At 49.6% G+C, this 25,311-nt stretch carries 33 protein-coding genes and 1 pseudogene; 1 reads left to right on the forward strand and 33 read right to left on the reverse strand.

What is annotated here, in order from left to right; translation table 11 throughout:
* Positions 1 to 628: 628 nt before the first annotated feature.
* The 33 genes and pseudogenes from ACKLKD_RS25030 to ACKLKD_RS25190 form a co-directional block, all read right to left on the reverse strand.
* Complete coding sequence (locus tag ACKLKD_RS25030) at positions 629 to 1,051, reverse strand: hypothetical protein (RefSeq protein ID WP_040174799.1); 423 nt, start codon at positions 1,049 to 1,051, stop codon at positions 629 to 631.
* A gap of 77 nt (positions 1,052 to 1,128) precedes the next feature.
* Positions 1,129 to 1,345: pseudogene (locus ACKLKD_RS25035) on the reverse strand (recombinase family protein); the annotation flags it as partial.
* 181 nt (positions 1,346 to 1,526) lie between these two features.
* Entirely contained in the window at positions 1,527 to 2,393 is an 867-nt protein-coding gene (locus ACKLKD_RS25040) for a DUF6236 family protein (protein WP_132312382.1), read from the reverse strand.
* A gap of 228 nt (positions 2,394 to 2,621) precedes the next feature.
* Positions 2,622 to 2,888, reverse strand: coding sequence for a hypothetical protein (locus ACKLKD_RS25045; protein ID WP_087806114.1), 267 nt, complete (start codon positions 2,886 to 2,888; stop codon positions 2,622 to 2,624).
* A 10-nt stretch (positions 2,889 to 2,898) separates the two neighbouring features.
* Positions 2,899 to 4,998, reverse strand: a complete 2,100-nt coding sequence (locus tag ACKLKD_RS25050; RefSeq protein WP_176232536.1) for a hypothetical protein — start codon at positions 4,996 to 4,998, stop codon at positions 2,899 to 2,901.
* Between the two features lie 56 nt (positions 4,999 to 5,054).
* Complete coding sequence (locus ACKLKD_RS25055) at positions 5,055 to 8,123, reverse strand: host specificity factor TipJ family phage tail protein (RefSeq protein WP_087806116.1); 3,069 nt, start codon at positions 8,121 to 8,123, stop codon at positions 5,055 to 5,057.
* Positions 8,120 to 8,500: a hypothetical protein gene (locus tag ACKLKD_RS25060; RefSeq protein ID WP_040177164.1), complete on the reverse strand. Its 381-nt coding sequence runs from the start codon at positions 8,498 to 8,500 to the stop codon at positions 8,120 to 8,122. Before ACKLKD_RS25060 ends, ACKLKD_RS25055 begins: the two co-directional genes overlap by 4 nt.
* 10 nt (positions 8,501 to 8,510) lie before the next feature.
* A complete protein-coding gene (locus ACKLKD_RS25065; RefSeq protein WP_023317177.1) occupies positions 8,511 to 8,993 on the reverse strand; it encodes a DUF1833 family protein in 483 nt (160 codons plus the stop codon).
* The gene (locus ACKLKD_RS25070) at positions 8,990 to 9,460 is read right to left on the reverse strand and encodes a hypothetical protein (RefSeq protein WP_087806118.1); all 471 of its coding nucleotides are present in this window, start codon (positions 9,458 to 9,460) and stop codon (positions 8,990 to 8,992) included. The genes ACKLKD_RS25065 and ACKLKD_RS25070 overlap by 4 nt, the downstream gene beginning before the upstream one ends.
* Complete coding sequence (locus ACKLKD_RS25075) at positions 9,460 to 11,907, reverse strand: phage tail tape measure protein (protein WP_087806120.1); 2,448 nt, start codon at positions 11,905 to 11,907, stop codon at positions 9,460 to 9,462. Before ACKLKD_RS25075 ends, ACKLKD_RS25070 begins: the two co-directional genes overlap by 1 nt.
* Before the next feature lie 44 nt (positions 11,908 to 11,951).
* Positions 11,952 to 12,419: a hypothetical protein gene (locus ACKLKD_RS25080; RefSeq protein WP_048289549.1), complete on the reverse strand. Its 468-nt coding sequence runs from the start codon at positions 12,417 to 12,419 to the stop codon at positions 11,952 to 11,954.
* A 65-nt stretch (positions 12,420 to 12,484) separates the two neighbouring features.
* Complete coding sequence (locus ACKLKD_RS25085) at positions 12,485 to 12,748, reverse strand: phage tail assembly protein T (RefSeq protein WP_031591515.1); 264 nt, start codon at positions 12,746 to 12,748, stop codon at positions 12,485 to 12,487.
* A 32-nt stretch (positions 12,749 to 12,780) separates the two neighbouring features.
* Positions 12,781 to 13,134 (reverse strand): phage tail assembly chaperone family protein, TAC, encoded by a 354-nt coding sequence (locus tag ACKLKD_RS25090; RefSeq protein WP_001177591.1) that lies wholly within the window; start codon positions 13,132 to 13,134, stop codon positions 12,781 to 12,783.
* Between the two features lie 53 nt (positions 13,135 to 13,187).
* Entirely contained in the window at positions 13,188 to 13,679 is a 492-nt protein-coding gene (locus tag ACKLKD_RS25095) for a phage tail tube protein (protein WP_000115125.1), read from the reverse strand.
* Between the two features lie 56 nt (positions 13,680 to 13,735).
* Entirely contained in the window at positions 13,736 to 14,101 is a 366-nt protein-coding gene (gp17, locus tag ACKLKD_RS25100) for a tail completion protein gp17 (protein ID WP_032432334.1), read from the reverse strand.
* Complete coding sequence (locus ACKLKD_RS25105; RefSeq protein ID WP_064167245.1) at positions 14,098 to 14,637, reverse strand: HK97-gp10 family putative phage morphogenesis protein; 540 nt, start codon at positions 14,635 to 14,637, stop codon at positions 14,098 to 14,100. Before ACKLKD_RS25105 ends, gp17 begins: the two co-directional genes overlap by 4 nt.
* Positions 14,630 to 14,962, reverse strand: coding sequence for a phage head closure protein (locus ACKLKD_RS25110; RefSeq protein WP_064167244.1), 333 nt, complete (start codon positions 14,960 to 14,962; stop codon positions 14,630 to 14,632). The genes ACKLKD_RS25105 and ACKLKD_RS25110 overlap by 8 nt, the downstream gene beginning before the upstream one ends.
* Before the next feature lies 1 nt (position 14,963).
* On the reverse strand, positions 14,964 to 15,176 hold the full coding sequence (locus ACKLKD_RS25115) for a hypothetical protein (protein ID WP_048265262.1): 213 nt from the start codon (positions 15,174 to 15,176) through the stop codon (positions 14,964 to 14,966).
* Between the two features lie 69 nt (positions 15,177 to 15,245).
* Complete coding sequence (locus ACKLKD_RS25120; protein ID WP_040186339.1) at positions 15,246 to 15,566, reverse strand: head-tail connector protein; 321 nt, start codon at positions 15,564 to 15,566, stop codon at positions 15,246 to 15,248.
* A complete protein-coding gene (locus tag ACKLKD_RS25125; RefSeq protein WP_023302596.1) occupies positions 15,563 to 15,766 on the reverse strand; it encodes a hypothetical protein in 204 nt (67 codons plus the stop codon). Before ACKLKD_RS25125 ends, ACKLKD_RS25120 begins: the two co-directional genes overlap by 4 nt.
* 38 nt (positions 15,767 to 15,804) lie before the next feature.
* Positions 15,805 to 17,013, reverse strand: coding sequence for a phage major capsid protein (locus tag ACKLKD_RS25130; RefSeq protein ID WP_021313628.1), 1,209 nt, complete (start codon positions 17,011 to 17,013; stop codon positions 15,805 to 15,807).
* Between the two features lie 14 nt (positions 17,014 to 17,027).
* Complete coding sequence (locus ACKLKD_RS25135; protein ID WP_004884313.1) at positions 17,028 to 17,681, reverse strand: HK97 family phage prohead protease; 654 nt, start codon at positions 17,679 to 17,681, stop codon at positions 17,028 to 17,030.
* Complete coding sequence (locus ACKLKD_RS25140; protein WP_064167242.1) at positions 17,668 to 18,897, reverse strand: phage portal protein; 1,230 nt, start codon at positions 18,895 to 18,897, stop codon at positions 17,668 to 17,670. Before ACKLKD_RS25140 ends, ACKLKD_RS25135 begins: the two co-directional genes overlap by 14 nt.
* Entirely contained in the window at positions 18,897 to 19,082 is a 186-nt protein-coding gene (locus ACKLKD_RS25145) for a hypothetical protein (RefSeq protein ID WP_021313630.1), read from the reverse strand. Before ACKLKD_RS25145 ends, ACKLKD_RS25140 begins: the two co-directional genes overlap by 1 nt.
* A gap of 9 nt (positions 19,083 to 19,091) precedes the next feature.
* Positions 19,092 to 20,822, reverse strand: a complete 1,731-nt coding sequence (locus ACKLKD_RS25150) for a terminase large subunit (RefSeq protein WP_004884320.1) — start codon at positions 20,820 to 20,822, stop codon at positions 19,092 to 19,094.
* Positions 20,819 to 21,313, reverse strand: a complete 495-nt coding sequence (locus ACKLKD_RS25155) for a phage terminase small subunit P27 family (protein ID WP_004884285.1) — start codon at positions 21,311 to 21,313, stop codon at positions 20,819 to 20,821. The genes ACKLKD_RS25150 and ACKLKD_RS25155 overlap by 4 nt, the downstream gene beginning before the upstream one ends.
* 796 nt (positions 21,314 to 22,109) lie before the next feature.
* Positions 22,110 to 22,466 (reverse strand): HNH endonuclease, encoded by a 357-nt coding sequence (locus ACKLKD_RS25160; protein WP_087806124.1) that lies wholly within the window; start codon positions 22,464 to 22,466, stop codon positions 22,110 to 22,112.
* A gap of 60 nt (positions 22,467 to 22,526) precedes the next feature.
* On the reverse strand, positions 22,527 to 22,769 hold the full coding sequence (locus ACKLKD_RS25165; protein WP_087806126.1) for a hypothetical protein: 243 nt from the start codon (positions 22,767 to 22,769) through the stop codon (positions 22,527 to 22,529).
* Entirely contained in the window at positions 22,756 to 22,956 is a 201-nt protein-coding gene (locus ACKLKD_RS25170) for a hypothetical protein (protein WP_087806129.1), read from the reverse strand. The genes ACKLKD_RS25165 and ACKLKD_RS25170 overlap by 14 nt, the downstream gene beginning before the upstream one ends.
* Positions 22,901 to 23,176, reverse strand: a complete 276-nt coding sequence (locus ACKLKD_RS25175; protein ID WP_087806131.1) for a hypothetical protein — start codon at positions 23,174 to 23,176, stop codon at positions 22,901 to 22,903. The genes ACKLKD_RS25170 and ACKLKD_RS25175 overlap by 56 nt, the downstream gene beginning before the upstream one ends.
* A 7-nt stretch (positions 23,177 to 23,183) precedes the next feature.
* Complete coding sequence (locus ACKLKD_RS25180) at positions 23,184 to 23,813, reverse strand: glycoside hydrolase family 19 protein (RefSeq protein WP_087806133.1); 630 nt, start codon at positions 23,811 to 23,813, stop codon at positions 23,184 to 23,186.
* Complete coding sequence (locus ACKLKD_RS25185) at positions 23,813 to 24,094, reverse strand: phage holin family protein (protein WP_019705280.1); 282 nt, start codon at positions 24,092 to 24,094, stop codon at positions 23,813 to 23,815. The genes ACKLKD_RS25180 and ACKLKD_RS25185 overlap by 1 nt, the downstream gene beginning before the upstream one ends.
* Positions 24,081 to 24,476, reverse strand: a complete 396-nt coding sequence (locus ACKLKD_RS25190) for a phage holin family protein (RefSeq protein WP_017145563.1) — start codon at positions 24,474 to 24,476, stop codon at positions 24,081 to 24,083. The genes ACKLKD_RS25185 and ACKLKD_RS25190 overlap by 14 nt, the downstream gene beginning before the upstream one ends.
* Before the next feature lie 674 nt (positions 24,477 to 25,150).
* Here ACKLKD_RS25190 and ACKLKD_RS25195 point away from each other — a divergent pair.
* A complete protein-coding gene (locus ACKLKD_RS25195; RefSeq protein ID WP_048334541.1) occupies positions 25,151 to 25,270 on the forward strand; it encodes a small membrane protein in 120 nt (39 codons plus the stop codon).
* The last annotated feature ends 41 nt before the right edge of the window (positions 25,271 to 25,311 follow it).

Consider the following 25,311-nt stretch of genomic DNA (forward strand, 5'->3'; position numbering starts at 1 on the left):
TACAGTAGATTCATTAAGAGATCTGATCAATACAGGTTCCAGCTATCAATCAGGAACACTGAGGAGGAAACCAGTCACCTTTTAGCCTCTGATATTGGTTTCACTTAGTGATTATGTTGTCTATGTGCCAACTATGAACTATCTTTTCTCAAAACCTGCTACTGCAAAATGGATATAAGATGTCACAGACGGACTTGCTGATTGTTGTTTTTACGCTGGGCATTTTAGCCTATGGCTATTCCATATGGTTCATTTCGAACAGAATACTTTGCTCGATATTTCATAGACTTAAAAAGAATATATGAATTGGGATGGTATAGACCCAAATTCATGGTTCTTGCCCCTCGACGTCGGAAGGTACTTACAGATCATCTTCGCTCTTAACCTATCACATCGGCACCTACTCCATGATGTAACAGCTCAGACCAGAAATATCTGGAAGCTTTAGGCATATTCTTGGAAGATAGACGAGCGCAAAGACGCACACAGCAATGATGTTATGTAGTATTTTCCCCTTGAGTGTGCCTGCTCAAGGGGATTTTTTATCGGCGTATTGTACTGGCAAATATTTGTAAATCGTCTTCACTCCCACGCCTGTCACATCGGCCACACGCTACTGGACGGGCGCTTAGTCCGGTATGTTTCTCGCGCTACTACTGCTTACGTTAACGTCTGGTAATGATCTAGCGGCGCGACGTAAAGCGGCGTTGAAAGCAATTATAGTGACCGGCCGGCGATGGTACTTCACACGGTTAGAATGACTCTGAAATAAATAAACATCTTCTGGATAGCGTTCTCTTCTACGAGCAATCATCGCGTCCACTGGAGGGGTTGATTTAACACGTAGCTCCTTCAGGTGACCCTGTTTTCGTATCAGTATCAGGTCACCATCAATATCATCATATCGAATACTCAGCAGCCTTCCAGCGCTTAAACCCGTGTGAAAAATTAATGCCCACAAGTCAGCCCATGTATCTGAGATGGAAACAAGATTGCTGTTAATAGTTAAAAATTGCTCAAAACTTATTGTTTTCTTACCGTTCACGAACAAACCAAACTGTTTTCAAGGCTGAATGAATTGATTAAGCCAAACGTAACATATCAGGAAAAGTAGTGAAATCTTTGTCTTCAAGTCGCCGGGAGGTACTTGTAGATTGTTTTCACGTCCACGCCTATCACATCAGCCACCTGCTGCCGGGTAGCGCCGTTCTCCAGCATTCTGCGGCACTGCTCCACCACTTCTTCAGTCATTACCCGGCGACGGCCACCGACTCTCCCCTGCTCCCTCGCAGCGGCTAAACCCGGCGCGCGTTCTCTCTACGATCAGCTCCCGCTCCATCTCAGCCCATAGACATTTCAATAGTCATGTTCTATCAACACGTTGAAATCCTAGTAGAATGGCCAAGCACGGTATAAGAAACCATGATTTGTCAGGAAAAAAAAATGTGATCGATGATCCGAGGCTCATGGAAAGATAAATTCCCCCGACACGCATACTTGATAGAAACATGTCTACATCCTCTTAGTTAAATAATTCCTTCTTGCCTGGCGTTAGACAAATAGACTATATGATTGATACCATTTCTTTTTCTTATTCCTCTTAACTCAACTTTTAGTTTAACAAACCCTTCTGCTACAGATAATGCCCCTCCAATAATAGCCGTAGTTAGTGGCATTGGAGACTGTGACGCGCCAAGTAACGTAGCAAACCCTGCTCTTATGTTAGATATATCAAATTCAGACGATATGTCTAAGTTAAACTTTATAGGACTTTGCCAGCCTTCATTATTTATTTTATCTAAATCCTCTATTGCCTTTTTAAGTTTAGAAAAGCTCCTGGCGCGTAGCAAGTTAGGATCGGCTGAGTTCAAAATCTCTAAATATAACTCATCACAATAAGAATGAAGGGCAACTAACTCAGATTTCCTTCTAAGTTTAAATTCTAGAATATCATGTAAATGAACACTTTCGTCCGGTACAGGCAACATACCAAATAACTCAAGCCTAATACATTCCCTCCGAACCAACTCTATAGATTCACTTTCTTGGTAAATAACTTCATCACCTAACTGATGTATTCGCCAATCAGTATCACTTTCTTTTCCTCTGAGAAAATTAAGAGCGTAGAATTGCGCGTCCACAAGCTCAGAAATATATGTATCACTGGAAAACACATTGCGATTGAATATCAATCGCTTTAGCACGCCACAAGATTCCATTTCATCCATAAGTTGTGGTAAAAATCTCATTTGACCACTCTCTGGAATAACAACACTATCCCAATAAAGACAGAAATAATTTATTTCCAGATGGGAAATCATTCTTTTTAGTGTAAATCCACTCGATCTTCTCCCAAAAACACCCGGGGATGTAACAATCCCTCTTTTCATCATGCCCTCTGAAAGTTATCGTCACGTATTAATATTCGTTAAATCACAAAACTTTACCATTGTAAAGTAAAATTTTGTTCTAGCTATGCTAAAAATGCTCTCGCAATTTACAATTTTCATTTACTTTCATAATATTAAATCCGTTAGTTTTTTAAAGCACCCTCACAGCAATCATGTGCTTATTGAAAGACCCACCAGTGATGGCGGGGGAAATGTTATATAACTCATGCGTTATTGATACTGCGGTGTTTTGCGTATATATTTCTCTGCACCTTCAAGAGACGTAATCGAATCATCCTCAATGCTAACGTTCTCAAAGAATTGATATGACTCGCCAGCGTCAGCGCTCACCATTACCACAGCGGTTTTACCTGCTTCCGAGATTGTTAAACCCGAAACTTTAAACATCAGGTCTATATCCTCACTTGCCGGACTTAACGGAATCCCGGAATCTGTTACACGGGCCACAGTGACAGTTTTTTTAATTGAAAAAGGCATTTTTCTCTCCTTATAGATCGGCAAACATTACAAAACTGAAATGTATATCGCCGGTCAGCGACAGCGGGTTAACGTATGCCCCGGTTGTGGCATTAAAGAAAACAATACCTACAATCGTGCCTGTATTATCCGTTTGTATAGACATGTTAACTGCCGTTCCGGTAGTATTTCGGTTAATAGAGGGCATTCCAACGAACGCGAATTTTTTCCCTCCGCCAAAAATCAGGCTGATGCCTGAGTTCTGGGTGGTTGCAGAGATTGCAGAATTTCCACTACCTACCGAAACAGGCGTTGTGTCTAAGACGGCTGCACTGACTGAGGTATCGTACAGACTACCAATCCCATATCTTGGCGCGTTACCTGAGACATAAGACACTGAATTCTGGAATGTAAAACCTGACGCGCCATTGAACTGGAATTTAAATCTCAGCGCCTGTAATTTGAGCGTTGATCCGCGCGTAGTGTTATCCAGCATCAAGCTAACGATGGGGTTAGCTTTATCATATGTCTGGTTTGACACTATGCCTGGGTGCGCGACAAGGTTTCCGTCGAATGATGCGTCTTGTCCTTCCACGACTCCAGATAAACGGCCATTAATGAAAGTTTTTCCATTAGAACTGGTAAAAATCTTCTGCCCGCCAGAGGAGGGAGCTAGTGACCATCCATCGAAATGTACGTTTGCACCATAGTTGTAGATGGAGTAATTAGTAGCCCATTCTGAACGGCAGGCGCGCGCATAAACGTGAGTTTCACCCATTCCTGAGACGTTCCCGCTCAGATCTACGTACAGATTGGAGCCATTGTGGTCTAGCAGGACTTGAACCAGATGGATATCCATAGAATCCGCTGGGGAACCCTTCACGTATATTCCATAGCCGCAGTTGAAAATTTTACCCTGCGATACTGTGCTGAAAACGCCAGTGGCCAGGTATGAAGTGCTCGCATTATCTACGATAATGCCATACCCATTACCGAGATAGTTCCAGATATAGGTCTTGTGTAGATGTACATCGAACGTGGTATTTTTTATCATAATACCATCACCTGACACTTTTCCGGCGCCGGCCAAATTTGTACCATCGATTAACATTGTATCGAAGGTAATGTTGCTGACCATAGTATTAGGTGAATCGGGGTCCCACAGGTTAAAGTGGCATTGTTTGCACCACAACCCTTTAAATTCCTGATTAATAACTGCGTTCGCACCAGCACGAAGGTAAACCATAGCGCCCAACAATCCCCGCGTGCGACCTGCCCCAACGAGAGATACCCCCGGCTTCACGTAAATAGTTCCACATGCATAAAATCCGGACGATTGCGGAAATTTTACGCTTGCCAGACCAGCACTTGCTGCGGCGTCAATGGCTTTCTGAATAGCCGTTGTATTTGTTGCGGTATTAGTGGTGTTTGAATCTCCAATTGCGCCGAACCAGGTTACGTCGAAATCGACAACACCAACCCGCTGCCAGTACCACGTTGATGAGCCAGTCGGTACGCAGATGGTGCCGCCATCATCTGTCGCTGTACCAGCACGAGCCACGAACTCACCTCCGCCAGTGGATTCGTTAGCGTAATAGGACCCCAGAAGTATTCTCTGCCCGGAACGCTCAGGTATGACAGTTTTTAGTGCCGCATAACTGGCAACCTGCCCGATGTATTTAAAGCCTTCGCCTGAACCCAGGTTTGAGCGAAGAGCCGCGTCACCGATGTTCGACCATTTCCCTGTGGGGTTTGCAGCCGACCATAGACCGCCATCGTTCTCAGGAGAATCCCCGGCAATGACGTGCTCAAGCTCACCAAGGTATTTGTACCAGGAGCCATTGTAGTAGACGATCTGCTGGCGATTATCTACAGCCAGACCAACAGCCCAGTTGCCAAGCTCCTGCCAGCCGATAGCTGCAACTGCCTGCTCGCCGCGACCAGTGATGTAGTCGATAAAGCGGCTGAAGATCATCTCCATGCCGTGCCAGGTTTTGCGAAGCACACCTAACCGGTCCTCTAACTCCTCTTTTGTCCTGTCGTTAACGAACTTATCCACGTTTTCAGCGTTATCGTACAGGTCCTTTACGGCGGCGGAACCTAAAGGATTTTTCGTTTTATATGTGCTCATAGTCGCCCTATAACAAAAAAACCCGCCGAAGCGGGTTGTTGAGAGTTATTCCTGTTTTATGCAATGTCGCCGGGATAACTGGCGTTGTCGTAGTCGTAGAAGGACGCGCGGTACTCTTTGGCGGTAACCTGACACGTCCCGTCTGATTGAGGGGCAATCTCCTCAACAATGGCGTCATAGACATGACGCGTTGAGCCGCAGAACACCAGTCGGACTGGCTCAATGGCTGGTGAAGTCTGGTCAATCTTCAATGGGTCATCAAAATCACTCAGATGGGGAACGGACAACTGATAATCCCCCACTCTGCTCGCCAGCATCAGACCGGATGCAGAACCATCCTGATAGCGGATCAGCGCACGGGGGTTTTCGAAAGACCAGTCCAGCGGCTCCGTGACGGTGAACGTTGTCACGCCACCAGCCGTTGTCATCGCCTCAACCAGACAGGAAATCGTGTTGTTGCCAGGAATATCATCCGTGAGCACTATGCGATCGCCCGTGTTGTAGCACAGCGCGTCCAGTTCGGTAGTGGTCTGGAACGTCACCCGCTGCTGCAGGTATTTCATCAGGCGACGCATCCCGATTTGGTAGGCGTGATTCTGATCCAGAACCCCATCGAGTTTGTAATTCTCTATTTTCACCGGCGTGGGATTATCAGGCGTCCTGCATTTAACGGTCTCCTCTGCCCAGGTAGTCCCGTTGATGTACGTCACGTCGACACCATCAAAATCATCGTCGGACGGCACGGTAAATCCGCTCTGCAGCTCCTCCACCATCTCATGCGGCGTTATGATCCCCGTCCAGGGCTTAATCCCCTCGCGGTTGACCGTCGCAAGACCATCGCTTAACAGGAAGCGGGATTTCCCGGCACTGGCTATCATCTGCAGCATTTCCAGCGCCGAGATACTGTCGCCGGTGGCGAAATCGAAATTTTCGCCCCGTGGCGTCCAGTACGCGGACTCCAGTGCGTTGATGGTATCGACGTCCATCTCCAGCCCCAGCGAGCTCCCGACATGCAGCAGCGCCCCCGAAATGGTTCTGGCCGTTCCTGAGTCATAGGAACGCGTTGCCACTACGTTTACGCGGCGGTCCGACTGAGCCGCCAGCTTCCCGCCCGTCTCAACGGTCACCGCCATCAGCGACACATCGGGATAGGATGAAGGGCGTGTCAGCAGCCGCCCACGCAGTGCCTGCCAGTACATCGAATCCCTGGCGTTGTTTGAGCCCTGCTCATTTCGCCGACGACAGCGAACTTCCACTAGTCCCGGAGAACTGAGGGTGATCCGCTCAGTGAAACCTAACCCGTTGATGTTTTTCAGCGCGTACTCGCCCTGGTGACTCACCCACCCCGATCCGGAACCGTAGACGCGATACTGAATCTCCCACTCAACGTGGCGAATCCGTTTTTTGCCCTTACTGTCAAAGCCACAGATGCCGTTCGGGAAAGAGAAATTCACTTCAAACGCATCCACCACTTCATTCTCAGGGCAAACCAGGAACGGCCCCAGCCAGCTCAGCGTGTCGTTAAGACCAGTGGCCTCATAGTCGATCATCGTCCGGGCGGAGAATCCCGGCCATGACTCATCAACGACACCGGAAATCAGGCGCGCCACCGTCGCCGTCGTGCCGTCAGCCGACACAATCCGGTACTCATTCCCGCGGTGAGCAAGTGAAAGCCGTTGCACACCTTCAGGCATGCCCGAGAATGCGGTTCCCGTAGTGCTGTTATACGCAAGCGTCACGTTTGCCGTTACCGCCGGGCTGCCGCCGGTTGATGCCGTGCCGGAGGTGTAAACCGGGGCATCACCGAAAACGGCTGCAGGCAGTGAGGAGGATGTGATTGCCCCACCAACGAACGGACTGGCCGCCTCGGTTATCAGTACGGTACCGCCGTTGTCCCGTGCGACCAGGCCGGAGCCAGTGAGCCCCTCGGTGATAGCCGCCAGCAGTCCCGACATCGAGATGTAGTTCGCTACCAGCGACACCGTATAGGTGGTGCCCTGCCATGTGATCATGAAAGTGCTGGAGCTGGTCGAAAAGTCGTAGGTGACAGGAGCCGCACTGGCCTGAATTTTTGCCGCGCTGCCACCCTCGCCGGGCACCGCGTCCTGACCCGGGGTATAGGACGCAATGACGAGGTCATAATCGACACTGTTGAAACTCAGCGTCACCGGCATACCCGCTACGGGAGCAAGTTCGGTAAGCAACGAGCTGGCAAAAACACTGTAACCAGAAGAGGTGGAGATCAGATAATTTGTCGGAGCCTTAATTTCAACTATGGCCCCCGTTACCCAGCTGTCCGGAAGAGAATTATCGTCCTCGTCGTCATCGTCACCATCATCCGTATCAAGGCCTGTAAACGTTACGGATGCACCAGAAACCGTCATGCTGTCAGCGATAATATCGTCGGAATCAGGTGAGGTCTGGGCCATATCCAGCCCTGTTCCGCTTGATGTTCCACCGACCTCTGTCGAGTTGAACCAGTTCTCGCTGCGCTCATCGCCGGAAACATCCGCGCCGGGCGGAAAATAGGTGATGCTGAATCCCGGCAGCGTTGAAGCTGGCGTACTGCCAACCCGGATATCACCATTGGTATAAATCAGTTCACCGACACCGAGACACAGCAGCATCTGGACGCGCATTTTCGTAGGATCAGCAGCGTCGAACCGGGTCACAGGCTGGACCACATAATCAGGGTAGATACGCACCCGGCCAAACACCTCGCGAATCGGATCACCCTGCTTTGCGGTATTTGCCTTCGCCGGGTTCAGGTCGAGACTGCGCCCTGTGGATGATGTATAGCCCCCCGTATCGATACTGCTCATCATAAACAGCGAATAGGCTGCTGCAGCAACGGAGATGCCGACACCTATCCACGCGATGGTGGCGGCCTCCAGCCCGAAGGGCACCGGATAAAGCCGGACATCACTTTCAGGGTGGATCACGCAAGTAGCCCACTCGCCTGGCGGAATGGACAGACCGTCAACCTCAATGGTTAACGGCGGTACATCCCGATCCTCGTAACCTTCAACATTCACCGCCAGCCAGTTTCGAAGGCTGGTTACGCCATGCTCATGCGTTTCGAGAGGTTCACCGGGAAGCCGGGACGGGTAAAAACGAATGGTCATTGCCAGAACTCCACTTTGACAAATCGCCGCTTAAACCGCGCTAACGGAAGAAACGTTACGTTAGAGCCTGGATTGCATTCCGCCACATGCAGCAGGCCATCAATACTGACGACAATCCCCACATGGGTGACGGCTGAGCCGGAATAGCAAGCCACGCCAGCCCCTTCGCAGGGGTCGCAGCGCTCCAGGGTAAGCATCATTTGACGCGCCTCCCGGTCGAGGCCGCCGTCGTCTTTCGTGACCCCTGCAAAATCAGGCCAGAGAGGCAAGCCCAAATCGCGGCGTATCTCGTTCACAATGCCAAAGCAGTCGAGATCCGGCCATGAGCGCCCGCCCTTCAGCCAGGTGACTGAAAGGTATTTATCAGGGTTAAACATGATGGATTCCTTAGCTGATATAACGTAGTCCGGGGAAGACAGGGAGCGTGTAGCGGTAACGCGGCCAGGCCATATCGAGGACATTCATATAGCCCGCGGTGATCTGAACCTCTGTTGCCGTCCAGTAACCCGACTTGATTTTCAGCGTATACGGTACCGCCGCAGGCGCGGCTAAATCCGTGGAGATAAAACTGCGGTATGTCAGCGATGCAGACAACCTGTTAGCCAGGGCATTGCGGATCGTCGTGGACACAACACCATCAACATTGCACAGGGCGAATTTCAAATCTTGCGTACCGTCCGCGTTGCGCGCCGGCAGCGCAATGTCAATCGCGCAGGCGGTAAACGTTACGGTATCGCCGCTCTCCGTCGTCGCCGTAATATCCTCGTACCCCTGGCACAGGTAGTGAACATCTGAGCCAACGGTGATCTGCAGCGTTTCAATGATCACCTCCGGCCCGCTGCTGGCATAGAGCCTGTTAAGTCTTGTCATGCTTCAGGCCACTCCCTGTTAACTGCAAGATCAAGAATATCGCTGTTCACAATGAAGTCAGGGAACTCGGCCCAGCCAGGCGGAAGGATTGGACGCTCCCATAATTCCAGCGTTGCACTATATCGCCAGTATTTACCGCCCTCTGGTGTCGGTCCCTCGTATATATCGACAAACCTACAGACATAATCTTGCGCACCTAAAGGGGTAAAGAGCGGCATGTTGAACCAGTCAGCCCCATCGGTAATGATGTCTCTGTACCAGGCTTCGAAAAGCTGTGCCTGACCATCAGTAAAGATCCATGAAACTGGCGTTTGAGTAGGAACCGAAGTATAAGCTCGCCTTTGTCGCCGCCTGCCGGTAACCATCGCGGTACTTTTTAGCGGAGAAGTCGCTTTAAGACCAAAGTTCTCCTTCAATGGGCAAGGGAGATAATCCTTCGGGTAATTGAGATTAGTTGAAATTGCCATCAGCTAATTTTCCTCCCCGAGGTAGTTTTCCCCATCAGAGCCTTATGTAAATCACCCTGACCGCTTGCGACTGAATTAACCGCCTTCCGGTATCCCCTTTCTGCCCCCTCATCTGCAGCTTTACGGACCAGCGCCAAAGTTGCATCGGAAGGGTTACCATTTATAGGGATATTGATTGTGGGCGAATAAATCGCGCCGCCGCCTGTTGACTGGTTTGCAACTCGATCCAGAGTGGCATCCAGTTTTGCGCTGGTTTTAGCTGTCGTAACGCGCTCACCTTTCTGCAGGAGCCAGGTTCCTGTTTCTGGTACAGAGTCGATACCGTCGTGAGCCTGGCCCTGCAGGGCTGTACCGACTCCTATCGCCAGCACTCCAGCCGCCGCAGTTGCGGCTATTGCTGCCGGTCCTGCTATTTCGGGGCCTACAAACGGCACGCCGATCATTGCTGTAAAGGCCTGCAGACCCGCCATTGCAACTTGGGCAGCAGCATAAGAAAGAAGTGTGCTACCAACAGATTGCAGAAACGTCGCAGCAAAATCTTTAACATTTAACTTTCCGGTTTCTGCCCAGTTAATAATCATATCCGTTAAGGTGCTAAATGCCTGTGCACCAACCTGTTGCATGTTGGTGTATAAATCCATTGATGCTTCTATTTGCGTTGCTAGTCCGGATATAAAACCAGCAGCACCATCATTTTGCAACTCATCCTGCTTTTTATAATATTCCTCCTGTATCTTAAGTCTCTCATCAAGAGAATTCTGTAATGCTTCTTTCTTTTTATCGTAAAGACTTTGGTCTATATCTCCAGATTGGAGCTGATTTAATAGGTCATCCTGTCGAGAAGCAAAGTCCTGCTGTATATCATTATTATCCTGCATGCGTGAACGCTCACGGCTTCCAGAATAACGGCCAACAATTTGATTATCAAATCCCTGTCGTACTAACTTATTCTGCTTTTCTAAACCGGAAACATATTCAGCAACCCTGGCATTTTCCTGATTAAGCCTAAGCTCTTCCTTTTTAGAATCCATGACTTTTGCAGCAGTTCGAAGCTGCTCTTTTTGAGCTTCTGACAATTTTTTAAGATTGCCACTGGTAATATCAAAATTAATTTTTTCGAGTTCTGTAACCTCAGCTGTTTTTTTACCAGTAGTTTCAATGAGAGCAGCTTGTTTTTGTAGATCAAGCAATCTGCTGTTAAAAGCATTTTCTGTTTTACTTGTTGGTGTTTTAATAGGTTTTCCGTTCGTACCACCAGGAGGTAAAGAAAATGGGTTGTCCGTTCCCACAGTGACTACCTGAAGGGGTAGCATCGATTTGCTAGCTTTAGAAAATTTATCTCTAGTTTCTATAAGGGATTGCAGTTCATCGTTTAGTGCTTTAGCGCTGTCATCTACCCCTGTAATCCAACCAAACATTGACTCACTTTGAGAGTAGAAACCTTTTTTCCCTTCAAGGATTTTTTGCAGATATTCAATACGTTCATTAACTTGGTCTATATTTGTTAGGTCGATCTTACCACTAAGCGCCGCAAAACGGTTTCCTGTGCTGGCTGCTAGTTGGCCCGCTCCTGCAGCTGCTTTTACAAGCCATCCAGCAAGTTGAGCGACTTCCGATACAAGATCAGAAATACCTTGAAGAACCAAGGGGTCAGTCAGTACGTCATGAAGCTTATCAAGTGAGCCCTGCAAAGGAGTTAGATCAACTTTTGCCAATCCGGCTGCAATCTCAATTTTGAGCCCTGCAACCTGAGCCTCCATATCTTCAAAAAGTTGATTAACCTTTACTAAATCATCAATAGAGGATGGATCAGGAGCAACACCATAATCTTTAGCAAGGTCAATAAACTGTTTGAGTTTTTGGTTATTGTTATCAAACAAAGGAAGCAATTTTGAAAGGTCGTTACCCAAACTTTCAAGAATGGTGGTCTTCTCGGCATTAGTACTAATTTTCCCCAAAGATTCACCGATAGCGAGCAATTGTTTATCTGGACTGACTCTTGATAGTTTTTCCGCAGATAATCCAAGAGCGTTGAGCGCATCAACAGCTTCACCTGATTTATTTAATACCGCGTCACCAATCTTATCACCAATATCCTTGAAGATATCAGCCATTTGGTCACCGGAGACACCAGCCTTTTCAGCTGCAAACTGCCAAGCAAGTAGTTCCTGGGTAGATAATTGTAATGATTTAGCCCAGCGGTCAGTTTCTGCTATTTGCCTAGATGTGGATTTCAGTAATTGAAAGCCGGATGCGCCAACAGCCAACCCAGCTGCAATAGCTGCTGCCCCTATACCTGCTAGTGCAGCACTGGATTTTGCCACATCATCTTGTACCTGCTTGCTCCACTTGGCTGATGCACGCTCAGCTTTATCCATCCCTGAAACAAATCCACCAACTTTTGCAACCAAGTCGATAGTCAGAGTTCCCAGTGACTTGCCAGCCATAAATTCTCCAAGTGAAAAAAAGCCCGCTTTTAGCGGGCGTTATTTTAACAATTATCCTTTAACCTCCTTTTAAGGGTAGATTTAAAATCTTTCCTTAGTGATTCAGGGAGACCTTGTTCTAACCTATCGATTAAAGGCATATTCATGAAAAGGATATCATTAACACTACTTGAACCATGTTTTTTTAAAAACATCATTGCAAGATTGTCTACAGCCAAGATATTAAGGCATGGTTCACCATCTTTCAAAGAAACAAAGTCATCTGATGATAAAGATTCTATTTTAGTGAAATCTACTTCTTGTAATGACTTCTTTCTTCCTGAGAAAGAAATGAAGATACCAGCAAGAAAAAGAACAACCGCAACTAATAAATAGTTTTGCTGTTGAGCCATTAGCCCAATATTATTAACTCTTGTACCATCGCCAACCTCAACACTCACATCCATAAAGAACAATGAGTACACCGCGAGAATTATACCTGCCAGCGATAACAGCTGCCCTGAACTCTTCATATCATTCCCTCGTGATAATAGTTACCAGAAGGGTAGCAGGATTTTTTTAAAGGCAAAAATAATAATTAGTTCCAGGCTTTCATGGCCTCTTCCAGAGATAATGGCGCTTCGTTGATGTGCGGTGCAAAGTCACTTACCTTGAACGGCGGCGTGTTCTTTGCCTTATTGATGTTAGCCAGGACAGAAGCCACCAGCGAAGCCCCCCACTCGGTACGCATCATGATATTGAGCGGTCCGTACTTCTCACGGTACTTGAGCCAAACCAGAAATTCCCTGCGACTCATCCGCTCCTGAGCCTCTGCGATGGTGCGGCCACCGATGCCGTTCATCACCAGTTCGCACCAGAATTCATCCTCGCCGGTTAGCTCGTAGTCTTTCCCAGTTCGTTTACATCATGAATTGCAGCCAGGAGGGCCATAACGATCGGACCGTCCAGCGCACCACGATCTGGGGTAGCAGTTCCAAGAATGTCAGCCGCGGTAAACACTGGGGCGCCGTCCTGATCGCAAATATGCGCCGCAATGCGCTCAGCAATCGGGTCCGATTTCCCGTTGTACGCCAGCAGTTCAGCTTTAGTGGTGTGGTAGCCCATCGGGCGCACATAGACGGTTGCGATATGCTCTTTCCCGTCACGGCCTTTCCACTTAATTTCTTTTTCCACGGGACGCCCGGTAAACGCACCGGTTTCTTTTAACGTATCGAGAGTAAGTTGCATTTCAGCTCCTGAATAGAAAAGCCCGGATAACCGGGCATATTAATTACGCTGCATTACGCTGCGGCCTTCGGCACCCATACGGAAGAGCCAGACCGCTGGATCGTGGCGGAGGTCGTCACAACAGCATTACCCTGAAAATCAAACGGGAAGTCAGAAACGTAACCCTGGAAAATGAACCAGGTGCGATCCGATGGCAGCACCAGGCCATCAACAGCGTCCTCAGCGCCAGGAGCGGCGGCTGTCGGGACACTGGTTCCATCTGACCAGCCAACCGCAAAAGTTAACGGCGTCTGGTCATTCGCTTCAGCGAGGCCATGCAACATAATATGGCTGGCGTTCGTCGGATCAGCGTTAAGCCCGACGGTTGCGGCCGCAGGCGTTTTAAGCCCCTTTTTGTAGGTTCTGGAATCCCGCTCACTCAGACAGGTATCTTCAATCTGATCGGCAGGGTTCCCTCCGGGGTTGAAACTGGTGATGCATTCAACCTCGCTGACCACGCCAGACTTGAGCACAAAAAACTGCGTGCCTTGCGTTAATACAGACATGTTTTGTCTCCATAAAAGAAAAACCCGCACAAGGCGGGTCAGTTTGGGGTTGTTGGTTATCTGGTCGTTATCCAGTCAACATCGAAGGAATAGCGGTATCGCATTGTTTCAGGATCGCGGCTTTGTTCACCCCATCGGGTGATATAGGCCTTGCCCTCAATTGCGTCGCGTAAAGCACGGGCAGCAGCGATCACGTCGGTGTCAGTATCGCCATAGACATCAACCTGCAGAGAATAGCGATCCGCATCTGGCCGCTGGTTCAGAAAATTTTCAGGTGAGCCGCCTATGTTTTGCCAGACTGCATAGGGATAAACGATATTGTCGTCCTGCATCCCGAACGGATAAAGCCTCACGGGATTAGAGCCTAACAAATCCCTGACTGCCTGGCTGGCTGCGCAAACTGCAAATATTGGAGCAATCATACCGGAGTTCCTTTTTTAGCCGCCCGTCGCACAGCGCGATCAATGGACTTTTCCAGCTCCGCTGCGAAAATATTAATTACGTCGGTATCAACACCATTGATCGCCGGTCGCAAAACAGGCTTTGCTGCTGCGTGCTCTGTGCCGAACTCCAGGAATCGCCAGTACCAGGTATCCCCGCCGGGATTACCTTTATCTCCGGCAGTGTTATAACTTTTACCCGCCCTGCCTTTTCGGACGTTATCCTTTGTGTTGGCGTATTGCCTGGCGCCGCCCATCACCCCGACACGAAACGTTGGATCGCCGGTTCTGCGAAATGCCTTGCTGCTGAAACTGACCACAATGTTTTTGTAGATAGCCTCTTTGGTGAGAGGGTCATCAACCCGCGCGGCATTATTGCGCGCTCTGTCCCTGATCACGTTTGCCGCTTTACGCAGCGCTGCACGACCGGATTTATCGCGAGTGACCTGTGAGACGGCATCCAGTTTCCCCAGGACGGAATCGAGCCCAGTCAGGTTTACTTCTACGCCATCAGCCATCGTTAGCCCCCTCTGAACATGGCAGTGTCAGGTATTCCCTGCCGCTCCGGGGGTCAGGTAAAATGCCCTCAATGTTGTAGATGCGGCCACGAAACAGGATCCGATGTTTGCGGGTAACACCCTCACGGTAACGAATCGTTATCCGGGTGGTAACTTCGCCCTGAGAGGCCTGGGCGGCGATAAACTCACGTGCGGATAAAGCAGCGACTTCAGCCCAAAGGGTTGCGACATCGCGCCAGGTATTAATCACGGCTCCCGTTGTCGGGTTCTGTTCTTTTACCGGCTCCTGTAGGGTTATCCTGTGACGCAATTTCCCGGCCTGCATATCACCCCCTCGTTCTTTGACTCAGGTACACGGGGCGATCATCACCCAGTGAAGTGATATCAATATCGTCATCTGCAGCCAGCGACTGGATAATTACATCGGCCAGGGCGACGTTAGATTCAGCCAGGCGGTTTATCGCTTCCGTCTGCTCTCTCTGTGCTGCTGTTTGTTCTCTCAGCGCTGCTATCAGCGCGTTTACCAGTTGCTCGTTCATAGGCTATTTTCGACCACTTTTTTAACCATTCACGCCGACGGCGGCACCCTTCACAGGCCATTTGTAACCTCAAGTCCCAGGAATTTTGCGATGCTGTTTCAGAATTGCATCAACACCGAACGGAATAGAGTTAACGCTGTCGCTACTAACAGGCTCCCGGTTTTCATACCAGTGCGAAACCAACAGCATCAGGGCCAGTTTGATATCGTCCTCGATTACCAACCCGTCAGGGTCGTCGTCTGGAACAGCGTTATCATAAAGACGGCAATTTGTGATTTTTTCAGCGTGCTTCAAAGAGGCATTGAGGTAGAGAGTTAACATCACATCCTCTGTATCGTCATCGCTGTCGATACGGCACTGGTAACGAAGCTCATTTACAGAGGGCTTCATTTGCCTTCACCCCGCTTATTACCGACTTTAGGCTTAACAGTTGTTTCAGTTTCCGGTTGTTCAGTGCCGTCAAGAATCCCCATTTGAGCAGCAACCTCAAGAGCGCGCTCAGGAAGTGATCCAGCCTCATATTCACCGGCGGGAATGTTTATGATCTGAATGCCATCAGGTGACCATTTCAGGTCTTTTTTCAGCAGCATAATGACCTCCATAAGAATGGGGCCGAAGCCCCATCAGATTATGCGCCAGCACCGATCTGCAGCAGTTTGATGGCCTGAGAATCGGCCAGCATTCCGCCGGTACGTTTGGTGGTGTAGAAACCAACGAATGGTTTGTTGGTGTACGGGTCGCGGAGGATGCGGGTACCAATGCGATCAACGATGGTATAGCCACGTTTAAAGTTACCGAACGCAATGGCTTTCGCATCAGCTGCGATATCAGGCATTTGCTCATTCTCAGCAACACCATAACCTGCCAGAGAGGAGGGTTGGCCCAGCTCAAGACCCGGACGCCAGAGATAGTTACCCTCGGAGTCCTTCAGAATGCGAACGGCAAACAGGCTGTTGTTGTTCATCATGAACTTAGCACCGTTGCGGTGCACCTTGCGCAGGGTGTAGACCAGTTTGATAATCGCATCGGCAGTCACACCAGCCGCCGCACCGGAAAGAATGTGCTGCAGCGTGCCAAAGGCACGGGTTTTATCGTCCTCCAGAGTGGAGGCGTAGGCCAGAAAGCCTTTCGGTTTTTTCGTACCGTTGCCGCTGGTGAAAGCGATTTCTTCCTGTTCGGAGAACTCAACCGCCAGTTCGCTGTTGATCCAGTCTTCTACATTGAAGAAGGCATCATCCAGCATCGTTTGGGTTGCCTGAGGGTTTCCGTAGATTTCACCCATGAACGGTTCAATCTGACCGAGTTTAGACGCATCAGTAGCCGGACGGGGATCGGTTTCACCGACCCAGCCGGAAGCAGTGCCGCCAAGGTTAACCAGCTTTTTATAGTTGGCTCCGCCAACAGTGATAGTTGTGGCCTCCTGGCGCATCACTACTTCATCTTTCAGAAGATTAAGAATGGTGCGGTCCAGCTCTTCCGGGACAGCATATCCGCCGTCTTCATCCACGCCAACCTGCAGGGCTTTACGCTCCAGATCACGCAGTCCGTCATCCTTACCCTTGCGCATAAAATCGATGAAAGCGGTTTTGTGCTCGGTTGCGGCCTTGCTTTGAGTGCCACCAGCTGGACGTTTAACCTGTTTAAGCTCATCCTCCAGCGCGGTTTTAAGCTGATCCAGCTCGGTCAGCTTGCCGTTAAGTGTTTCAACTTCTCCGGCCAGCTTGCCTTTTTCAGCTTCGATAGCTTCAATGCGCTTATCATTTTTCGCTTTAAAATCATCGAATTTTTGCTGCAAATCCTGCGCGACCTGCTCAACGTCTTTAATTTCGACTGCCATAATTCAACTCCTGATTAAAATTTGATGTTTTTCAGTGCATCCAGTGCGGCATCCACACCATCAGCGTCACGCTGAGAGAGGTTGCCATAGCCCCCGGCCATGAATGCTTTGGCCTGGGTGCGGGAGAGCCCAACATCGCGCAGGACCCGTTCAATACTTTTCTGAGATGGTGTTTCGCCACGGGCAAACGCGCTTTTAACATCGCTGACCCGCGCCTCGTCATTCGACGGAAACGTTACGGGGCTGACCTCCCAAAGGTCGATCTCCTTGAGGAGAAACACGCCTTTCTCGCGGTCGTATTCCCAGTCTTTGAGCATGTAACCAATAGAAAGGCCGGTTAAAGAACCGGCCTTCATGTGGGCATGTGCTCGCTTTGAAAGAGGATCATCATCAATGAGTAACCGGCCTTTGACATATAATCCGACGTCATCCTCTTTCATTTCGGTATAAACACCGATAGGTTCATCCATCTGATGCTGCCAGAGCATAGCTGGCAGCGCGTTTTTCTCCCGCCATGACTGAAGCGATTTACTGAAAGCGCCGGGAACAACTACATCGTCGTAACTGTCCTTAACGCCAAACACAGAGCCATAGCCTTCAAATTCCCCGCTGTCGCTGACAGACTTTAGCTTCAGCGGAATATCCAGCCGCTGTTTAGTCATCGGCATCATGTTGTTCCTCGGTTGTTTTGCTCTTATTGCTGTCAGACGGCTTGGTCGTCATATTCATCGGCGTCAGATAAACGTCACCGCCAGAGCGTGGGTTCATATCTTCCAGTTCACGGCAGTCATTTGGTGAGTAAATACCCCAGTTAATACCGGTTGAATACGATTCAAATCTTGATTTCATATCCCCACGCAGCAAAGCACCGGCATTAAACTTGGCATAATAGGTGCCCTGCTTCGATTCCTTCACCAGCCCCACGTTGATTCGCTGCTCAATACGGGTCATGTACGGAACGAGTGAATAGTTGATGAAGCCAATGCCAAGGTTTTCAATATTGTTGAAGGTGGCGCGGTCAGTGTTCTGCACCATATGCATCGGCACCCTGAACAGGCGGCAGACTTCCTCCAGCTGAAATTTTCTGGTCTCAAGAAACTGGCTGTCTTCGGCGTTGAGTCCCATCGACTTCCAGTCAAGGCCCATTTCAAGAATCATCGGACGATGCGCATTGCTGAGCCCAAGGTGGCGATCCTCAAAATCTTTTCTCAGCCGTTCATAGGCTGCATCAGTCAGCGTTTGCTCAGTACGGAGAACGCCAGAAGTGACCGCACCATTTGCGAACAATCGGGCACCGTGTTCTTCTGTCGCCATACCCAAAGAAATGGCCTCCCTTGCGTATGCGATTGGGTTCAGGCCCACCAGCCCGTCAAAGGTCAACGTCCTGACGTGCCAGATATCATCCTGACCCAGCACATCCGTAGAACCATCAGGGAACGTGACCTGATATACCGGTTGCCACTGACTGTTAAGCTTAGGGTCAACGCAGCCCGGATCAATGGGTAAAAGCTCGACCACCTCACCCAGCGCTTTGACCTTGTAGGCATAAAAATTACCGCGCAGGCAAAGACACACAATGACCAGCTCCCAGAACTCCTGGGGGGTCATATAGTCATTTGGCTTCATCGTCAGTAATTTGTGCAGCCTTTCAGATGTCGCTTTTTGCTTACTGTTACCAGTGACCTTGTACAGGTTACAGGGCAGCATGCCCATTGACTCAGCCAGAACTCTTATGCAACCAAAGACTGCTGTAAGTCGCATCGCTTTCTGGCTGCTAACGCGCTTTCCAGTGTAGGTGTCGTAAGTCATCCCTACAGCTTCCGCCAGTTCCGCTGGCGTCGTGACCGATGCGGTGCTTTTCGTAAACAATCCGGGGAAAAACATTAGCCACCCTCCCCGGATTCAATTTTCCAGTTACCGGAAAGGGAGCGGGATACAAGCCATGACCAGAGCAGGCACAGAATACCGCCAGTAATGTAGCCAGCAGGGGGGTAAATAACCCAGGCACCGAATGAGAGCAGAATAGCCCCCAGCACACCAACAAGTGGCGCGAGTATCATCAGGATCATAATTGCCTCTTAAAGTGAGCGCACGCCATAGCTTTCGAGATGATTTGAAAGGGTTTCTTCCTTTTCAAATAACATTGCCCGTCCAATCGCCATAATCAGAGCAACAGCCCCATCTATTTTATTTTCGTTTTGCTCTTTAATTGGCCGAACAACATCATCATTTCCAGGCAGGTGCTTACCCACCACGTTTGAAATACACCAGGTCATTATCGGATTACCGTCATGATGAAATCGACCGGACTCTACAGCGGCCTCAAGCTCTTTCATCGGGTCAGACATGTTGGTGTAGTTCTGGATAATGGTTATAGGGTTGAGCTGTTCATCAGCAAGCTGATGAGAAAGGTTTGTTGCACCGTGCGGGTCAATTGGGCTTTGTTCAACAGGAGTTTGCTGATTATCACGCTTGGCATCTTCAAGTATTACTCGGTAATCAATTTCCGCACCATCAGTCACGGTGATATATCCTGCTTCAACCCATTTACGGTAACGCTCAGCGGTGCGGTGATCGTCAACATCGTTGCTGTATACGGTGTCATACGGAACATAGAAGCGCGGAGATATACAGTAATAATGCCGTTTCCCATCTATTTCACGGGTAAATAGCCGAACCTTAGAGTTCATATCCAGCTTGCGCGCAAGGTCAAAAGACAGAATGCAGGGCTGTCCTTCAAACTGCTCAATGGTGAGCGTCTCATCCTCACATTTTCGCCAGCTTAACAGGTTGAAATAAGCAGCACGTGCCGCGACCCAGATATTCAGGTGTTTCGTTTTGAATATCCCGGCCATGCGGGGATTATTTTTGGCCCTGCTTTGCTGGCTTAAGAGGAAATCAGAGTAAACGGACACCCCCATATTGGGATTGGCTTTGTGAAGAACAGCGGGATCAGTCCAGTCATCACCCTCATCAACGGTGTAAATGACGCCAAAAAGCTCATCATTCGGCACGGTTCCGTTCAGCATTTCGATAACTTCACGACGCTTATCGTAGCAAGGCCCCTCAATGTTATAACCAGCAGTGGTTATAGCCCACATAATCGGCTGTCTGCGGGCCCCCATGCCGGTGATCATTGTGGTATACAGCGCATCGCTTTCGTGCTCGTGATATTCATCAACAATAGCGCAATGCGGTGACTGCCCGTCACCAGGATTACCGATCAGCGGTTCAAATCTGGCGCCATCTTCAGGACGGCTAAGGTTCTTGGCGTTAACCTCTATTCCAAAGGCTTCAACGAGTAGTGGCGTGCGTTTGCACATCAGCCGCGCAGGTCGAAATACTTCCCATGCCTGCTTTTCAGTGGTTGCACCGGAATACACCTCCGCACCAAATTCACCATCACAGGTGAAACAAAAAAGCGCCACACCGGCGCTTATCGCTGACTTCCCGTTTTTCCTGGGGATTTCTGTATAGACCTCTCTGAATCGGCGCAGCCTGGTCCCCTTATGGACCCATCCGAAGGAGCAGCAAACAATAAAAAGCTGCCACGGCTCCAGTGTGATTGGCATTCGTTTGAATGCCCACTCTCCCTTTGTATGTGGAAGAAGCTGAATAAATCGCGCTGCACGCTCAGCAAGGTCTTTATCAAAGCGGTATCGAAATTTCTTTCCCTGCGATTTTGACAAATCGTCGATATGTCGCTGGCAGGCATCAATGACATACTGGCATGCCGGGATCTTTCCGGCGACAACATGCCTTGCGTACTGATTTGCAGCGTTAACGTTTGGATAGGCTTTTCGGCTCATGGCGTGATCATCTTCAGGAATGGGTTTTCGTTCTTTTTCTTCCCGGCCAGACCGACCAGGCGCTGTCGGCTGCTGGGGTCCAGCCCCAACATTGAACCGGTAGAACTCATTTCCGATTCCTGTTCTTTTTTAGCCGTAAGTTCAGGGTTTTTAATTTTCCCGCCCATTGCGCCAGTGATGGATAAACCATCAACAGCTATATTTTTTACCGCCCTGCGCCAGAACTCATAGGCAACGCACCAGCGCTCCAGTACTGCAAGATCGGTCACGCAGAGCAAGCCCTGTCCGCATAATTCTTTGGTCGTCAGCTCCCACATGATGGATGCTAACGGGAGTTCCTCTTCTGCAAACCAGTCCGGAGGTGCTACGCCATTGATGGGGGTGAATACTGGTTCTTCTTTATTCAGGGCTCGCTTGCCGGGGTTTCCGGCCAGCTCCTTGCGCGCCGTTGGCTTTGGTCTACGCCCGGAACGCCCCGCCGTTCCAGCCATAAGCGTTACTCCTGGTTAAATTTCATTTTTCGCGGGTATAAAAAATTGACTGAGGCGGCGGTCCTTTGGGCCTTTGCCGTCAGGGATTTGACCCCGCCCCCTCCATGTCGTCATTCAAATGGGAATTGATATCATTTGACAGCTTCGTGCACGATTTTCGCCAACTTGCGGCTTGGGGGACCGCTGTTACCAATTCGAGGGCTGAAGACCTTGTTAATATCCCAGCCAGCCCTGAGCCGGTACTCAATAGAGTTCCGGGAAATCCCCAGATAATCAGCCCATTCGTTAAGACACATCGTCTTGCCATGAGCGGTATATATGCGGCTTGAGTTCTCTCGCATTGCCCTTCTCATCTTGTCTAAGCCTCGCTTCTGGTTACACACGGGGCAACTTGGCACAAGATTGTCAGGCTCATTGTTGGTCTTACAGTCATCGAGGTGGTCTATGTGAAGAGTGTCCCAGCCCACAGTCTTAGCGCACCAGTGGCAACTGAATGGACCAGCGCCATATTTGTCGTAATAAACCTTGCGATGCTCATATACCCGTGAACTCCCGCATGCTAAGGGATGATCTGGCGCATACACCAGGAGATACCCTCCAGTGTGCTCCAGCTTGCCATCCTTCCTGGTGCTAAGTTTCTCTGTAGAGCCATGACGCCTAACACGCATGTAGTGCTTCTCGCAATACGGGCTATTACGGGACCGTACCGATAACCCGCATCCACCCACTACACAGATGGTATGGGCGTGCAAAAGCCCTGAATCATTCGATGATCCAGTCATGTTCACCTCAACATTTAAAAGCGCTTCAGCCGTTCAACAGCCGTCTTGGATTTATGGCAGGCATAACAAATGGATTCAAGATTCGAATCATCATCGGTACCCCCATGAGCCTTGGCCTTGATGTGGTCAACCGTCTTTGCTGCGACAGCTCGCCCGCTGCGAAGGCAGTTCTGGCACAAATGGTTGTCTCGTTTCAGGATGCGCGCACGCCTGATATCCCACTGGCTACCGTAGCCACGCTCGTGGCGACTCTTTCCCTGTTGATGCTGTTGCCAGCCTTCATTGCGGTGCTTTTCGCAGTAGCCTGAGCGGTCGGTTGTTGTGCCTGCGCATCCACGCTTACGACATGCTCGGGGGATTAGTGCGGGCATGATTAAGTCCTTATGAGATTTTCATTATCACAGGCACTCAGTAAATGCCTGCTGTAATGCCTACTGCTCTTTGGTGAATGACGTTATGCCTAGTTCAGTAAGCTGATGCTTTACCGCACCAATGCGTCGGCTAAGTTCACCGGTAACACTCCTGCGTACCGCATTAACAAAATCATCATCCTGATAACGACTCTGAATCGTGATGCCTAACCCTTCCCCGCGTGCGACGAGTGAGTATTGCCCTTCAAGTTCCTTAAGCTTTTCGCATAAGATTGAAGCACCGTTAACATTATGTATGTTCATTTCCGTTTACCTTGCCGCAGTTAGCCTGCACCGATATGTTGTGCGCCAGAATGTCGCGCTTGGTCTGCTTATCCAGCACGTCAATATCGTGGTCGGTCAGGTAGATGACCCTCACCCAGCTGCAGGCCGTATCAACGACTACCGGGGCGTGTAAACTTTTCGCGCAGCTCCCGATCAATGTCGTCATCAGGCAAATGGCTAACAGTCTGCTGTACATCGTTGGCCTCTTTCGTGACTTCCGCCTTACGTTCTGCCGCAGCGATGGTAGCGGCGGCGTTCTCTTCGGTACGCTGCTGATCGGCTTTGGCTTCCGCCTTACTGGTCCCGCGAGCATGACCAATGCCAAACGCGACAGCGATAACCGCCAGCAAAGCAGTTGCCAGACCAATAATCATTTCAATGCCCATAGTGACCTCACACCAGTACTGATTTAGCTTGGTTAAACAGCGCTCGGCGTTTATCCAGACCGTTTCGACCACCGTTAATAAGCAGCGTTACACGCTCCACGTCGCCGGAATGAAGCAGGCAACCGTGGGAAACATAAAACCATGCGGCTGAACGCGCTGCGTAATCATCTCGCTCCAGCAGCTCAGGCTGGGTGACAAGTTCAAGCTTCAGCGCCATTCCGCAGCTGCGATAGTTGCTCAGGCCCGTGACTTGTTTCAGACCGCGACCGCGATATTTCCAGCCGTCACCGGCAACCTGATTACCGAGATTCTTTTTTCCCCACTCGCCCCCATACACCAGATTCGCGATTGCTCGCTGATTAGCTGGCTGCGTTGCCGTTCTGCCGAGTGCTGCGGCCTGCTGGGCGGTGATACGGTGTTTACCGAACGTAGGCACAAGGCTATCTGCTGCATAGTTCAGATTTTCCACCAGCCGGGTAAAGCCTCCGGACTCATGTCCCATCTGGGCAATGAACATTGCCTGATCGAGTGGAGCAGTGATTCCTAACTCTTTCATCGCGGCTGTAATATGCGGAAACCAGCGCGCAGCTAACCCGGCGCTGATGCCAGCCGCCTTTTGAAATTGTGATTGATTCATTAGTGCCTCAGTGCATCAACCAGACGCGCTATATTCCCCCTGAACCAGAGAACCGCGCCGCAGATAAGAATGTTTGCCAGTACCACCAGCCAGTGGGATGACTCGTACAAGCCAAACAGGAAACGGAAAGGGATGCTGGCATAAACCAGCACAGTGAAGTAAGCCATCAGCGATATCATGGGGCGGTGTCTTGACCCGTCGCGCCGATAGAACATCAACGCCCCAACAATTACAGCGCATATCACCGCATTGACGATTGCGCTCGGATCACTTGTTACCATTGCTTGTCCCTCCTCCACGTAAGCGAGAGAGAATCCCAAACAGGCTACCCAGATCCTGACTGTTAACGAACGTCAGCAATTTAATGGCTATGGCTGCAACGATTACAGCACCGAGTGCATCAAGCGGCCTGTCACTGTACCCCGTCCACTTTGAGAAGTAAGACCCCAGCAGAGGAGCACCAATCACACCGAAGATGAATGAAGTTATGAAGTAGCCCACCAGCTTTAGGCGGCTGATATTTACTGCCGTAGCGACATAGAACACTGCCCCAGCGAACGCACCAAATACCACGCCATAATCAATGCCAGTTGCAAGGCCGAACATACTGGCCCCCATCAGCCCGCCAGCAGCTACCGTTGTGCCAGAAACAGGATCGGACATTTAGCCCCCTCTTATTGCTGTGAGTCCTCTCAGAATTGAGGGGAAAAAGAAAAGGCCGCGCATAAGCGCAGCCTCAAATGATTTGTACCTCAGCTTTCCGAGGCGCCTTATTCATGGCGAAAAAAAGCCCGCTCAGAGGAACGGGCAGAAATGTAGGCAATACTGATTCTGTACCGGATCGAGACGCACCTAATAGTCCGAGCTACCGATTTACCAGGAGAGCGCTCATTTTTCCGTTACTACCTTTTAAACATAGCTGGAGAAGCCGAAACGACAACCCCACTACCAAATAGCTTAGTGGCATTGCGTGGTGCCGGGTGCCTCCCGGTGAGCATGCCCCAGTCGGCATGGCCCGCGCTGCATTTACAGGTTCTGTAACTGACTGGTCGCCCCTCCGCATAGGGGGATTCACCACGCGCATACATTAGCTATGCAACATTCACTTAGTCAACATGCTGCGATACCAGTGCGCTAACTTCTTCCTTAAGATTCAATAATCAGTCGGATTATGCATAATCAATGCATGAAATATAATTTCAATAACAACAATAAAAAATCATCTAAAATTATAAATTTACCAAAACTATTGATTAGGATTTTTCTTACCCTCACCATAGAATCTTCCCCACAAAAAAACAAAAATGTCCACATACATTTCAAGGGGTTACACCTGCATGGCAAATTTACTCATTTTAGCACTGGCGGTAGTTCTTTTTATAGTCGCTGTACTTTCTTTCGTTTCTTACACCAAGGACAGGAAAAAGCTTAAAAATACTTTTAAGAAGCGGTATTGATCATGCGCTGATCTTTATCTTAAAGAGGCTGAGCCCGTCAG

Source organism: Klebsiella sp. 10982 (assembly GCF_048589245.1).
In the GTDB taxonomy this organism is placed as follows: Bacteria; Pseudomonadota; Gammaproteobacteria; order Enterobacterales; family Enterobacteriaceae; genus Klebsiella; species Klebsiella quasivariicola.